Origin of the sequence: Acinetobacter genomosp. 15BJ, from assembly GCF_000400715.1 — a bacterium.
In the GTDB taxonomy this organism is placed as follows: domain Bacteria; phylum Pseudomonadota; class Gammaproteobacteria; order Pseudomonadales; family Moraxellaceae; genus Acinetobacter.
In genome coordinates, this window is sequence record NZ_KE007347.1 from 1,955,955 (window position 1) to 1,970,456 (window position 14,502).

12 protein-coding genes are annotated in these 14,502 nt (G+C 41.1%); 5 read left to right on the forward strand and 7 right to left on the reverse strand.

The genetic code is table 11. The features are described 5' to 3' along the window. Positions 1–1,818 carry an ABC transporter substrate-binding protein gene (locus F896_RS05135; RefSeq protein WP_016164537.1) on the reverse strand — a complete coding sequence of 606 codons (1,818 nt, stop codon included), beginning with the start codon at positions 1,816–1,818 and terminating at the stop codon, positions 1–3. A gap of 11 nt (positions 1,819–1,829) precedes the next feature. After that, positions 1,830–3,614 (reverse strand): ABC transporter substrate-binding protein, encoded by a 1,785-nt coding sequence (locus F896_RS05130; RefSeq protein ID WP_016164538.1) that lies wholly within the window; start codon positions 3,612–3,614, stop codon positions 1,830–1,832. Positions 3,615–4,273: 659 nt separating this feature from the next. On the opposite strand from F896_RS05130, the gene F896_RS05125 reads away from it, so the two are divergent. The 5 genes from F896_RS05125 (at position 4,274) to F896_RS05105 (ending at position 9,607) form a co-directional block, all read left to right on the forward strand. Continuing rightward, entirely contained in the window at positions 4,274–6,958 is a 2,685-nt protein-coding gene (locus F896_RS05125) for a TonB-dependent receptor (protein WP_016164539.1), read from the forward strand. A 154-nt stretch (positions 6,959–7,112) separates the two neighbouring features. Beyond that, complete coding sequence (locus tag F896_RS05120; RefSeq protein WP_016164540.1) at positions 7,113–7,817, forward strand: TonB family protein; 705 nt, start codon at positions 7,113–7,115, stop codon at positions 7,815–7,817. A gap of 40 nt (positions 7,818–7,857) precedes the next feature. After that, positions 7,858–8,733: a MotA/TolQ/ExbB proton channel family protein gene (locus tag F896_RS05115; RefSeq protein WP_016164541.1), complete on the forward strand. Its 876-nt coding sequence runs from the start codon at positions 7,858–7,860 to the stop codon at positions 8,731–8,733. An 11-nt stretch (positions 8,734–8,744) separates the two neighbouring features. Then, complete coding sequence (locus F896_RS05110) at positions 8,745–9,173, forward strand: ExbD/TolR family protein (protein WP_004804911.1); 429 nt, start codon at positions 8,745–8,747, stop codon at positions 9,171–9,173. Positions 9,174–9,187: 14 nt separating this feature from the next. After that, entirely contained in the window at positions 9,188–9,607 is a 420-nt protein-coding gene (locus F896_RS05105; RefSeq protein WP_004804909.1) for an ExbD/TolR family protein, read from the forward strand. 73 nt (positions 9,608–9,680) lie between these two features. On the opposite strand, the gene F896_RS05100 is transcribed toward F896_RS05105, so the two are convergent. The 5 genes from F896_RS05100 to bioA form a co-directional block, all read right to left on the reverse strand. Further along, on the reverse strand, positions 9,681–10,352 hold the full coding sequence (locus F896_RS05100; protein WP_016164542.1) for a hypothetical protein: 672 nt from the start codon (positions 10,350–10,352) through the stop codon (positions 9,681–9,683). Between the two features lie 271 nt (positions 10,353–10,623). Beyond that, positions 10,624–11,268: a dethiobiotin synthase gene (gene bioD / locus F896_RS05095; RefSeq protein ID WP_016164543.1), complete on the reverse strand. Its 645-nt coding sequence runs from the start codon at positions 11,266–11,268 to the stop codon at positions 10,624–10,626. After that, positions 11,265–12,017 carry a malonyl-ACP O-methyltransferase BioC gene (gene bioC / locus F896_RS05090; RefSeq protein ID WP_016164544.1) on the reverse strand — a complete coding sequence of 251 codons (753 nt, stop codon included), beginning with the start codon at positions 12,015–12,017 and terminating at the stop codon, positions 11,265–11,267. The genes bioD and bioC overlap by 4 nt, the downstream gene beginning before the upstream one ends. Next, the gene (locus tag F896_RS05085; RefSeq protein WP_016164545.1) at positions 12,014–13,168 is read right to left on the reverse strand and encodes an 8-amino-7-oxononanoate synthase; all 1,155 of its coding nucleotides are present in this window, start codon (positions 13,166–13,168) and stop codon (positions 12,014–12,016) included. Before F896_RS05085 ends, bioC begins: the two co-directional genes overlap by 4 nt. After that, positions 13,155–14,450, reverse strand: coding sequence for an adenosylmethionine--8-amino-7-oxononanoate transaminase (gene bioA / locus F896_RS05080; protein ID WP_016164546.1), 1,296 nt, complete (start codon positions 14,448–14,450; stop codon positions 13,155–13,157). Before bioA ends, F896_RS05085 begins: the two co-directional genes overlap by 14 nt. Positions 14,451–14,502: the final 52 nt, after the last annotated feature.

The window sequence follows — 14,502 nt, forward strand, 5'->3', positions numbered from 1 at the left end:
TTATTTCTTGTCTTGAATATCGATATACATCCATTCTGCTGGCAGAACAGGATGTTTTTTATAACCAATCACACGCGGTTGAGCGACCACGGTACGGTAACGGGTCGACATAAATTGCACCGGTGAATAAAACTCTAACAACCGTGACATTTTGCGATACAGCATATCGCGCTCAGGGCCATCCTCAAGCCTCAATGATTGCTCATAGAGACGGTCATATTCGGGTAATTTGAAACAGGTATGATTGGTTGCATGAATATTTTTGCCATAAAACAACTGCACAAAATTATCTGCGTCAGGATAATCTGCAATCCAAGCCGAAGCCTTAAACATGGTTTTACATTGTTTCTCCGCTTTCAAACCTTCCGCAAAAGGAACAGGCTTCGACACCATATTAATTTTAATATTGGTTAAATCTTTCTTCAGCAACTCGGCCATTTGCATACTTCGTGCACTGCTGGTCGATGGCATAAACTCAATCACTAAAGGCTTTCCATCAGGTAAAGTTCGCCAACCATCCTTGCCTACTTTGTAGTTGTAGCGATCCAATAGCAAGTTGGCTGCCTTTACAGAATAAGGAATACTGCTTCTATAATTGGGATCATGCCCTGCTACACCATATGGAATCGGTGATTCTAATTTTTTGGCATTACCTTTGGCCAAGACAGTGATAAATTTTTCTTTAGAAACTGCCATGGACATCGCGCGACGCAATGCAATCTTATCTTTACTAAAACCACCTACAATCGGGTTCTGGATATTCCAATACAAATAATCAATCGAAGGATCTGAAATACGCGAAAGTTGGAAGCCCTTCTTAGCAAGTTCAGGTTTTAATGAACCATCAGATTGCAAAGCCTGTGCAGGTAATTCACCATCAAGTGTAAATAAATCCAAACCATCTTTTTGGAATGACAGCCAACCCGATTGTGATTCTTCAATCACCTGAATATCGACCACACCGATTTGTGGCATTTTTTTGCCTTGCATCTGTTGTACTATTTTTTGATCTTCTGGACTGCTGGCCTTAAAGTCCCATGTAAAACCACGATAATCTGGATTTGCTTTCAATATAATCCGTGAACCTGGTGTCCAATGTGACAGCATATAAGGACCTGTTCCCACAGGACGTCCCATCACATAGCCCGCCTTATCACGATATTTTTCAATGACTTCTCGTGCGACTGCACCCGTGGGTTGATGCGCCAGCAGCATCGGAAAATTATGATTCGGTTCTTTTAAACGAATGACCAAAGTATAACGATCAGGCGTTTGTAGTCCCGCGATCGGCTGATCATAATTAAACTTTCCTGTTTTACTGGCTTGTTGAATAAGCGATTCAATGCCCACAATTTTATCTTCAAATAACCAACTGTTCGGAGAATGCAGATTTGGGTCAATTAAACGTTTAAATGAATACGCATAATCTGCCGCAGTTAACTCCCGCGCTTTGCCCTTAAATGCTGGATCCGGCGTGAAATAAATCCCTTTCTGAATCCGAATGGTATAGGTCAACCCATCCGCACTCACTTCAGGTAATGCCACTGCCGTTTTTGGCACCAACTTGGCAGGAGAAGCTAAATAATCATAGGTATAGAGCGTTTCAAAAATAGAATATAAGACATGAGCCGAATACAGATCTTGTGTCGCTACGGGATCAAATCCCGTTTCCGCCACTGGAAAGGCATAACGTAAGACTTTTTTAGGATCGGCAGGGCTTTTCGCTTCTGTAATCGTTACCCCTAGACTTAATGTTGTCCCCAATAACAGCGCCAAAGTAGTCCGTTGCATCGAAAGTTTAAAATTTTGCTTCATCATAAACGCATCACTTATTTTTGATTTGGTGAAACAATATCTAAGTATTGCCAGTTGGTATTCATAATTGGATGAGCTTTAAATCCCTGCACCTCTGGTTGAATCAACCAGTTCCGAATCCGTGTATCTTGTAAAATCCACGTTCCATCTGCTTCAATTTGGCGACTCATTTTTTCATAGAATGGCATACGTTTTTCAGGGGCTTGCTGCATCGCCTGTTTATATAAATTGTCATAAGCAGCTGACTGATAACAGGATTGATTACCGCGACCAACATTCGGACCATAAAGCAATTGCGTGAAATTTTCACCCTCTGGATAATCCGCATGCCACGCACCACTCCACATCATATATTGACACTGGGTTGCGGCTTTTAAGTTATCGGCAAAATTACTCACTTTAAAATCAGAGCGAATACCAATCGCATCCAAACTTTTTTTCCAAAGCTCTGAGGAGATCACCTTGGCTGATCCCGTTTCTGTATTTATTTTTAGCGTTAATGGCTTACCGTTAGGCAGATTACGATAGCCGTCTGCTCCCTTTTTATAACCAAAATGATCCAGTAATTTATTGGCTAACAAGGGGTTATAACCAACACTGCTGCGATAATTTGGGTTGTGACCGCTGATACCCGCTGGCACAAGCATTTCAGCCTTAACCGCCTGTCCTTTTCTTAAGATACGAATATATTCATTGACATTAAAAGACATCGCGATTGCTCGTCTTAACGCAATTTTATCGAGACTATTCCCACCAACAACAGGGTCACGCATATTGAACATCGAATAGGTGATCTCTGCCTCTTTGTTTGCGTAGAGTCGTATGCCCTGTTTTTGCATAGCAACTTTTAACTGATTATTTTGATCAAGAACTTTGGGAATTGCATTTTCAGTGACCTTATCAAAATCCAGTTGTTTGGATTGAAAGGCGAGCCAACGTGATTGTTCTTCTTCGATAATGCTGATATTGACCTTGCCAATTTGCGGCATTTGCTTGCCACTCATTTCTTTAACCAGTTGGTTATCCCATGCCGTCCCTGTCGATTTAAAATTCCAGACAAAACCTCGATAATCGGGATTGGCCACTAATTCGATCTTGCTGCGTGGTACATACTTACTGAGCATGTATGGTCCCGTACCAACAGGATGCATTGCTAAACGATCTTTATAAAACTCAACCACTTCACGTGCCGTCGCGCCAAAGGTGCTATAAGCCAATATATAAGGAAAATTATAATCAGGTTGCGTCAAGGTAAATTGAATCGTATATTTATCCAGTGCTTTTACGCCTTCGATTTTGGCATCATAGTTAAATGTGCCGTTTTTTTTGGCTTGCTCAACCAGCGCATTCGCACCAATAATTTTATTATCAATAAAAGAAAATGCCGAGGCATGATTCTTGGGATCTAAGATACGCTTAATTGAATAAACATAATCCTCAGCAACCAGCTCTCTACGTTTGCCTTTAAATGCTGGATCATCGGTAAAATAAATCCCTGGCTTTATTTTAAATATATAAACCTGACCATTTTTTTCAATCACAGGTAAACTCTCAGCCGTTGCAGGGACTAATTTAACTGGACTTGCGAGATAATCATATTGAAGTAGCCTTTCAAAAATTACATCGGCAACACTACCACTATAAAAATTAAAAGTTTTAACCATGTCAAAACCATCATCTGGCGCTTCAAAAGCAACACGGAGTACTTTATCTGCTTGAGCAGGCGTTTTCGCATAGCCCATCGGCATACATGTAATAATGGTTGATAACACAGTGACCGTAAAAAAAGTTGACTTCAAATCAGTGCTCACATCATCGTTTTTTAATAAATACTAGACTTTCGCATAGCATTCAACACTACAACCGTTTCCCTTTCAGCTTTTGTTATTCCAATTTTTTATTAAAAAATCATTTATTTAATGATGTTTTACCAGTTGGAAAAATTAAGTCAAAAGAAAAACCCCTTAAAGATCGCAAATTACCTAGCTAATTTCATGCCACTTTTCAAATAAAAAAATCATGTTTATTTTTTAATCAAAACGTATTCTAAGCCGGCTTAATTTTCACGCATCTTAAATAAAAGTAACTTTATGCCAAATCATATTTTTATATATTATTTTCAATTTCAATGAAATAAAAACAACAAACCTAATGTTTTATAACAATAAAAACCAATTCGCACCAGAAAAAAGCAAAAATAAAACTTTATGATTCATTTTAATGCATAACAAAACCATACATTTTTTGGAACTTTATGGTAACCATTCCACATTTAAAATTATTTCAATATTTTTAATATTTAGTAAAAATATGAAAAGCTTATATATAAAAACTAAAACACTTTTACACATTTTATTCTACATTAAGCGAAATCTAAAAATAGGGTTTGGCACAGCTCTTGCTAAAACGGATTTATAGAATTTTTAGAGTGGCAATCCATTTAGGGGTTAAATAATCAATGAAAAAAGCCAACTTCGCTCAACCAAGTGCTCTGCCAAAAGCGAGCAGAAACATACTTAAACTCAGTACGCTCAGTTTAAGTATGCTGTGTTTAACCATGGCTCACGCTGCTGATGCTGAATCGCCTTCCGAGGAAAAAGCAGCCAAAGTCGTAAAAGTTGCAGTTACAGGTTCATCCATCAAAGGCGTTGCAGCACAGAGTGCATCCCCGATTACCATTGTCAAAGTAGACGAAATTCTAAAACAAGGGGTCACAACAACCGAAGAAGCACTCTCAAAAATTACAGCCAATCAATCTAACTTTGTCACGGCTTCCAATGTCGGAACGAGTAGAACACAAGGCTCTGCCGCAAATTTAAGGGGAATCGGCGCCAATAAGACTTTGGTTCTACTCAATGGCCGTCGTTTGGCAGCCAATGCTTATGACAGCGGTGTCACCAATTTAAATATCATTCCACTGGCCATGCTTGATCGGATTGAAGTATTAAAAGACGGTGCATCAGCGATCTATGGTACCGATGCGATTGGTGGCGTGGTTAACTTTATTACCAAAAAACAATTTAGCGGTTTAAATTTCAGTGCGGACTACCAAAAACCAGAACAATCAGGGGGAGAACAGCAAAACTATTCCATTTTTGGTGGTTATGGTGATTTAGAAGAAAATGGCTTTAATGTTTTCGGGGTTGTTGATTATCGCCGTGGTGAAGACGTGATGGCCAAAGACCGTAAGGTCAGCCGTCGTGGGGGCGTCTTACCTGAACTAGGTGTCAATCGAACCAGTAGTGGTTCATTTCCTGCAAATTTATACGATACAAAGACGGGTACATTCGGCAGTCCTTATGCCAAAACAGGCTGTGGCGATAATCCGCTATTCTTTAGTAATGATGGTGTGACCTGTCGTTATAACAGCCAAGCCGTGATTGGCATTATTCCTAAAACAGAAGACGTTTCTGTCATGGGCCGTGTAACCGCAAAAATTAATGATCATTTCAATGCGATTGGTGAGTACGTTTACGCACGTAGCGAAGTCACCACCTCAGTTGCGCCTGACGTATTTTTTGATTTACCAATGAATCCATCGAGCAAGTATTATCCGGGGAATGGCATTACACCAGCGATGGATAATGTCAGTGGTCCATTAGAATTATACTTACGCTCACAAGCAGGTAATCGTGTCAGCAATAGCGTAAATGACTCGCACCGTATCTTTGCAGGCATTGAAGGCGATGCATATGGCTGGGATATTAATACGGGTGTGACCTATGCCCGGAGTAACGCTGCAGATAACGTTATAAATGGTTATCTCAATTATGATAAAACTGCCTCAGCATTATTAGATGGCACCCTCAATCCCTTTGGCGCACAAAGCTCAGCAGATGCAAATGTCTGGAATGGCTTAAGCGTTAAAGGTAAATATCTAGATGCTAAATTAGACTCAACCACTGTCGATTTCACTGCAAGCCGCCCGATCTACACTTTACCTGCTGGTGATGTCGGTTTTGCTGTTGGTGCAAGTTATCGCCGTGATGATTGGCAATCAAAAACACTGGCTGAAATTGCCAGCGTTGCACCAAGTACTGGGGTAGATCCGAATGAGCCAGTAAATGAAGGCTCGCGCAATATCAAAGCTGTCTTTACAGAACTACATATCCCTTTGCATAAGACTTTAGAAGCTCAACTTGCAGCTCGATACGATGATTATAGTGATTTTGGAGATACATTTAATCCAAAAGTGTCGCTTCGTTGGGAACCAATTAAACAGGTCATGTTTAGAACCAGCTATACCAAAGGTTTTAGAGCACCGACATTACAAGAAATGCATTCACCAAAATCCGTCACCAATACCGCAGCAACCTACAATGATCCTGTACTTTGTCCCGGTGGTGTTCCAGCGACAGGTGCTTTACCAGCGCGTGACTGTGGCATGCAATTTGATCGTCAAAATGGCGGTAACCAAAACCTAGAACCTGAAAAATCAGATTCGTTTACCGCTGGTGTGGTATTTGAGCCAATCAAAAACCTGGTCTTCACGCTCGATTATTTCGATATCAAAGTGAAAAACCAAATTACCACCATTTCAGAGACTGCGATTTTTGCAGACCCTGTCAAATATGCGGATAAATTCATCCGTAATGCAGATGGTTCCCTGAACTATATCAACACAACCAACCAAAACTTAGGCGGTATCAAAACCTCAGGATTTGATGTTGGTGCGGCTTGGCGTTCACCAATGACCAGCACAGGTCAATTTGGCATCAGTATTGATGGTACTTATGTGACAGATTATCAATATCAAGAAAACAAAGACATGCCATGGGTTGGCGTTGCTGGAAGTTATGCAGGCTTAGACTATCAAGCAATCGTTTTACGCTGGAAACATACGGCGAATTTAGATTGGCGCTATGAGAACTGGGCACTCAACTTACAGCAGAACTTCTCGAAAGGTTATAAAGATCAAAACTCTAATGGCCAAGACCATTCTGTAGGCGACTATACCACGTATAACCTTTCAGGCACTTATAAAGGTTTCAAAAACCTAGAGCTTACGCTTGGTCTTAAGAACATGTTTGATGTTGAACCACCTGCTTCAAATGTCGTTGATAACTTCCAAATGGGCTATGACCCGCGTTATGCAGATGCTATTGGTCGTAGCTATTTCGTTCGTGGCACCTATAAATTTTAATGCGTTTCGTCACTACGGCATGAATATTGTTCTGTCGTAGTGATTCACCGTAATCCTCTGATTTATCACATTCTAAGCGGTTGTCTTCAATTGAATATAGATCACAACCGCCCCTAATGGATATGAATTACCGATTACAATTTCAGGAGTATTTATGGGCATCCCCTTTTCTGAGAGTGAAAATCAACCTGCCAAACGCCTTGTCGGTATTGGTCTGGTGTTATTTCTACATCTCATTATCGCCTATATTCTGATGACAAGTTTAGCGACAGAATTTAGCAAGCCCGTCGACAAACCTGTAGAACTACAGATTATTCAGGACATCAAACCACCTCCAAAACCAGAGGAACCAAAACCCAAAGAAAAGCCACCCGAGCCACCGAAAATGGTCGAAAAAGTGGCCAAGATGCCTGATCCACCTAAACAGGTCGAGAAAGTTACACCTGTGCAAAAACCAGCACCTGCTCAACCCACCAAAACAGCCGTTGCTACACCAACACCAGCACCAACAGCGAGTCCGAGTCCTGTTGCTGCCCCAACAGCGCCTGCTGCACCTGCGGCTCCAGCTAAACCGGCAGGAGTTTCACGCGGTGTTTCCGAAGGAGAAGCGGGATGTCAGAAACCTGAATACCCTCGTGAAGCCTTAATGAATGAGGAAGAAGGTACGGTGCGTATTCGCGTATTAGTCGACGGTTCAGGCAAGGTCATTGACTCAAAAGTTAAAAAATCGAGTGGTAGTAAAAGCTTAGATAAAGCAGCAGTCAAAGCTTATAGCTTGTGCACATTTAAACCAGCAATGAAAGATGGTGTACCACAACAAGAATGGTACGAGATCGAATATCCATTCACGATTTCCTAATTAAATGCATTGAACAAACAAGTTTTTGGAGAATTTAACCATGAAAAATACAGCAAAACGTCTTTCTCGAATCGCAGCAATTGGCCTCATCGCAGGTACGACCTTACTTCCAATTACAACCGTGTGGGCGGATGAAACCACGCAAACCACAGCAGTAACGACTGTAGCAACTGATGCCGCAGCACAAGCCGCACCTACCCCGCCACCATTGCCTGCAACCGCTGAAAAAGTACATAACCCTTATGGCTTAGAAGCGCTCTGGCGCGAAGGTGACTTGGTCGCAAAATCAACTTTATTTATCTTGGTGCTGATGTCGATTGGCACGTGGTACATCATTCTGTCTAAAGTGTTTCAACAAAGTAAAATCAAACGCCATGGTACAGAGGCTGAACGCCATTTCTGGGAAGCAGAGTCTTTAAATAGCGCTGCAGAAAGTTTAAATACCGATAGTAGCTACCGTTATATTGCTGAAAAAGGTATTCGTTCAACCAAACATCACGATGGCACCTTATTAGAACGTATTGATTTCAACACATGGGTCACCATTTCAATTCAACGCGCCATCGAAAAAGTACAAAGTCACTTAAGCAATGGCCTAGCTTTCCTTGCCACTGTGGGTTCAACTGCGCCATTTGTCGGCTTATTTGGAACAGTTTGGGGAATTTATCATGCCCTTACTGCAATTGGTATCTCAGGCCAAGCATCGATTGATAAAGTCGCAGGTCCTGTAGGTGAAGCACTGATTATGACGGCAATTGGACTTGCTGTGGCTGTTCCTGCCGTACTTGGTTATAACTGGTTAACCCGTCGTAATAAAGCGGTTATGGACAATGTCCGTTCATTTGGTTCAGACCTGCATGCCGTATTACTCAGCGGTGACTTAAACAGTAATCACCCGAACCGTGATTCTAAATAAGGAACACCATTATGGGCATGATGATTAATTCAGATCAAAGTGATGATGATGTGATTGGGACGATTAACACGACCCCGCTGGTCGACATCATGTTGGTGCTGCTGATTATCTTTTTAATCACAGTTCCAGTGGTCACACACACTGTTCCGGTAAAACTACCTGAAGAAAAAAATACACCTTATGCCACCACACCACAAAATATCCAGCTTTCCGTCAATAAAACGGGGGATATTTTCTGGAATGAACAACACGTTGCAAATAAAGAAACCTTACTTGCCCGTTTACAAGCCGAAGCACAAAAACGCCCTCAGCCTGAGGTTCATATTCGTGGCGATCAACAGACTCACTATGAGGCAATTGATCAGGTGATCAGCACAACACAGCAAGCAGGGATTGGCAAAATCGCTTTTGTTACGACTCCCCCTGCTTCTACACCATAATAGGAGAATCACACATGGGTATGAATGTGGGTTCAAAAAATGATGAAGAAGATGTAATGCTCGACGTCAACATGACACCGCTAATTGATGTCATGTTGGTGTTGCTGATCATGTTTATTATCACTATCCCAATTCCAAACAATGCCATTAACATTAATTTGCCAAATGGCACACCACCACCGCCAACAGATCAGAAGCCACCAGAAACTATTAATTTACGGGTTGATGCGCAAGGGCATATTTTTTGGAATGATCAAGCGGTTGCTGATCGTTCAGCCTTAAAAGCCTTGTTTGATTCGGTTGCTCAAAAAGCTGATCAGGATCAGATTAAGTTTAAGCCTGATGCACAGGCTGAATATAAGAATATCGCGATGGTGATGGCACTCGCTCAACAGAGCAATGTCACCAAAATCGGTATCGTCAGTAATAACTAAACAATAAAAACAAAAAATTAATCAAATAATTAAACATTACTCCTGCGCTAACAAGTTCGCTTGTTAGCTTTTTTTATTTTATTTCATTGATGACAATAGGAATAAGCTTACTACTCACCTTATAGCCTTGTGGTTTGTTATTACAAGCATCCCCTATGACTGTAGTTCGAATCACATAAGGGGAATAAGGCATCACATTTAAATAACCTGAATTATCTCGACCAGTATGACAGTCTTCTGCCCCTAATTTGTCATCATAGCGTCCGTCATATGAAGACTCTTCTACCTCTGCAATTAGCTTACTTGTCCATTGAGTGAAATAAACCAGACTTTTACTCGATTCGACTGTGCCCTGTCCTGAACCTGCACTTTCAATTTCGATCAGTTGAATCGGTTTGCCTTTATAAACGGTTGGATGCACTTTAAAGCTATTCGATTGACCACCAAACTCTTTTAAGATTCGAGCCTGTTTTAATTTTGGACGGGTTAACACATAGCCAGCCCAAAAATTACGTCCTGCATTTTCAAAACTCACACCAGATAAATAGGCTTCTTCTCCTGAGATCAGTTTTACGGCTTCGGTAGAGTCAATCTGAATGGCTTGAGGAGGATTGGCATTTGAATTTTGTAAATTAGTGATCCAACTGATGATGGTTTTATCTGTTGGTACAGCAGCATGAGTTGTTGAGACTGGAATCAAAAATCCAAATAAAATGGATAGAGCTAATTTATTTTTCTTGTTCATTTTAGGCCTTACTTTTATAAAATCGAAACTCTCACATGAAATATGATACTCGGAAACGTCATCCACAACCTGCGTGAATTTTGCAATATATTGTTTCTGCGAAATAATAAAAACAAGAACAGAAAGAGAACAGGTTTTGTGGATGACAATGCCTTTGCCTACTTTGGGCGAAACCAAAGTAGGGCGAACCGCAAGTTTATCCCTAACTTTAGCTTGAACTCAGCGAGACTCCGTGAAGAGCCACTATTTTTGATTCTAATTAAAATTTAAGTTATTTAAACTTTTCCAACTCAATCCATTGAGCATCAGGAAAATGCTTTGCCAAATAAGCTTTTAAATAATCTGCGGTATCTTTCGAAATAAGTGGATCTTTGGACTCATCTTTTAAGTTATACACCAAAGCATGCAAACTCAAACCACGCTGCTTTAAGGCTTCCAAACTCAATAAAGTATGATTAATACTGCCCAAACGTCCAGAAGTTACTAAAATCACAGGGAATTGATGCTGAACGATATAATCAATAGTTAATAATTCTGTTGTTAAAGGTACCATCAAACCGCCTGCACCCTCCAATAGCACCACCTCAAACCGCTGCGCCAATTCTTTGGTCGCTGCTTCGATCTTGGCAAAATCCAGATCACGTCCATCCAAACGTGTGGCTAAATGTGGCGAGGCTGGATAAGTAAAAATTTCAGGCATGGTGAGTTTGTCATGATCTTCCTGAAACCAGCCACTGCCCATAATTTCACGATGCTTTTCGATATCTTCGGAGATATCTACATTCCCAGTTTGTACCAACTTCTGAGTAATGACACGCTGTCCCTGTTCGGTCCAAAGTTTGGCGAGATAACCTGTGGCATAAGTTTTACCAATTTCAGTATCAATACCGCTAACAAAATAAATTGCTGCACTCATGCTATTCTCCGTGCGATTACATAAATCGGATGATAAGTCAGGCCAAAACCCTGTTCATCATAAAACTGTTGATAATCTGAATAAAATTGCTGCAAGGATTGCTTGGTCCAACGATGTGATTGAGCTGTTGCGGTCACGCCTGTGGCTTTTAAATGCTGTAATACCGATTTTGGATGATCAAAATATACCTGCTTATGATCCTGCTGTATCAATAGAATTTCAAAGCCTTGCTGTTCAAGCTGTCGCTTTAAAGATTCTAAGCCAACATAATTTAAGCCCTGTCCAGTCAGCTGTTTAATTTCCGTTAGATTATCTGGCCCAAAAGTAGAAAAACAGAAATACGCATTCGGCTTTAACGCAGCATAAACCCGCTGCAATAAAGCAGGTAGGTCAAGCATCCACTGCAATGCTGAACTGGAAATCACTGCATCCAAGGACTGCGGTAAAGTTAACTGTTCAATATCACCGATTAGCCAATTTACATGTTTAAGATTTATAAAATGCTGATCGACATCTGCATATAAGTCATTTAGGAACAGTTGCTCAACCTGAAAATAGGACTCGAGCAAATGGGTGAGATTGCCTGAACCACAGCCAATCTCTAGGACTGAATGCAAGTTTTGCGGACAATAAGTTTTAAAATATTCAAATAACTGCGCACTAATCTGTTTCTGTACCACAGCATGCTCGACATAACTTTGCCCTGCTTTGGCAAAACGTTGGGCAACCAGTGCTTTATTGATGCTCACAAACACTCCACCAATTGTCCCAATTCGTTTTTTTGCACCAAAGAAGTTAAAGAAATACGCAAGCGTGAACTATTCTGTGGCACTGTTGGTGGGCGTACCGGCATGGCATAAAAACCTTGTTGTTGTACATAGCGTGCTTTTTCAATCGCAGCTTGGCTTTCGCCCAAGATAATTGGAATGATATGACTGCTGGATGGGCTCGAGAAACCTTTTGCAATCACTGCTTGCTGTAAATACTGACTGATCTCAGCCAAGTGCTGACGCTGTTGCCGCATGCTCAACACTTTATTAAAAATAAAATCTGACCATGCCATCGAGATTGGAGGCAAAGCTGTACTAAAAATCAATGGGCGCATTTTATTGATCAGATAATCACGAATGATTGAATCACAAATGATATAGCCTCCTACCGAGGCAATTGCTTTACCAAAGGTTCCAACCAAGAAATCAATCTGATCCAATACGCCATATTGTTCAGCACAACCAAGACCTTGCTCTCCCCTGACGCCAATCGCATGTGCCTCATCGACATACAACATGGTTTTAGCAAAGCGTTGCTTTAACTGCGCCAATGCCGCTAAATCCGTCTCGTCACCATCCATACTAAAAATACTTTCAGTCACCACAATAATACGTTCAATTTGTTCATCTTGGTGATACTTTTGCAATAACTGTTCCAGATGCTGCAAATCATTATGACGATAACGTACATATTGAGTAGTCGAAAGTCGAATGCCATCAATCATACTGGCATGCACCAGTTTATCGGCCAAAATCACTGTTTTACTATCGGCTAAAGCAGGCAATATACCGATATTCATGTGGTAGCCACTATTAAAGAGTAAGGCAGCACGACCAAATGCTTTGCTTAGGCTATTTTCAAATTGTTCATATTCTGCAAAATTACCCGTGAGTAAGCGTGAAGAAGATGAACTAAATAGCGCTCGTTCGATTTTCAGCGTATCAAGAAACTCTTCTCTTAAATTTAAATCAGCGGCCAAGCCTAAATAATCATTAGATGCCAGATTCAACATGGTTCGATCTTGAATCGTGATCCATCGTCCAGATTGCTGATTTGAAGTGAATTGGCGAAAATTACCCTGTTGTCTGAGTTGCTCAAGCTGCTCGGCATAATGATCAAGCAAGGACATTGGCATTTACTCCCTGCATATTTTTTACGACTTCACTCATCTGGGCTAATAAATAATGGAGTTCGTCATCTGTGATCACATACGGCGGCATTACGTAGACCAATTTTCCAAATGGTCGCACCCAAATACCACGCTCTACAAACTGTTGTTGTAAGGTTTTCATATCCACATTAGTGGTTAATTCAACCACACCAATCGCACCTAAAACCCGTACATCCGTAACGTGTTCAAGCTGTGCTAAATCCGTTAACTGTTTAGTCAGAATCTTTTCAATCCGTTGAATATTGGCTTGCCAATCCTGTTCCACCAATAATTGAGTACTTCTTAACGCAACTGCACAAGCCAATGGATTTGCCATAAAGGTTGGGCCATGCATAAATACACCTGCTTCACCACGACTAATGGTTTCAGCCACTTGCTTAGTCGTTAAAGTCGCAGACAGTGTCATATAACCGCCTGTTAAGCCCTTACCAATACACATGATATCGGGTTCTACTTGGGCATGTTCCCATGCAAACATTTTGCCTGTACGTCCAAAACCCGTGGCAATCTCATCAAAGATCAGCAATAAATTGTATTGCTCACATAAAGCTTTTGCCTGACGTAAATATTCAGGATGATAAAAACGCATCCCACCTGCACCCTGAACAATTGGCTCGATAATCAGGGCGGCAATAGTGTGATGATGCTGCTCAATCTGCTGTTTGAGTTCATGAATGTCTTGCGGATCCCATTCTGCATCGAAGCGGCTTTGTGGCGCGGGTACAAAAATTCGATTCGGTAAACTTGTACCAAAAATCTGATGCATCCCCGTGACTGGATCGCACACCGACATCGCATTCCAAGTATCACCATGATAGCCAGAACGGGTGGTAATAAAATTGGTTTTCGCGGGTTGATTCAACGCAGCCCAATATTGCACAGCCATTTTTAAGGCTACTTCTACGGCAACCGAACCTGAATCTGCATAGAAAATCTTATCTAAGTTCGGCGGTGTAATTTTTAATAATAATTTGCCCAATTCAATCGCAGGTTCATGGGTCAGACCGCCAAACATGATATGCGCCATGTTCTGCAATTGGTCTGAAACCGCTTGGTTCAGTTCAGGATGGTTATAACCATGAATCGCACACCACCATGACGACATGCCATCAACCAAAGTTCGACCATCTTCTAATTCAATCGTTGCACCGTAGGCACGTTTCACTTTAAAGGTTGGCAGTGGATTTAACATCGAAGTATAGGGATGCCATATATGTTCTAAATCAAATAAATCGGTCATCCTCTACCTCATTTGCTGCTATTTCAAAATTTTCCATCAGCCTAATCACACT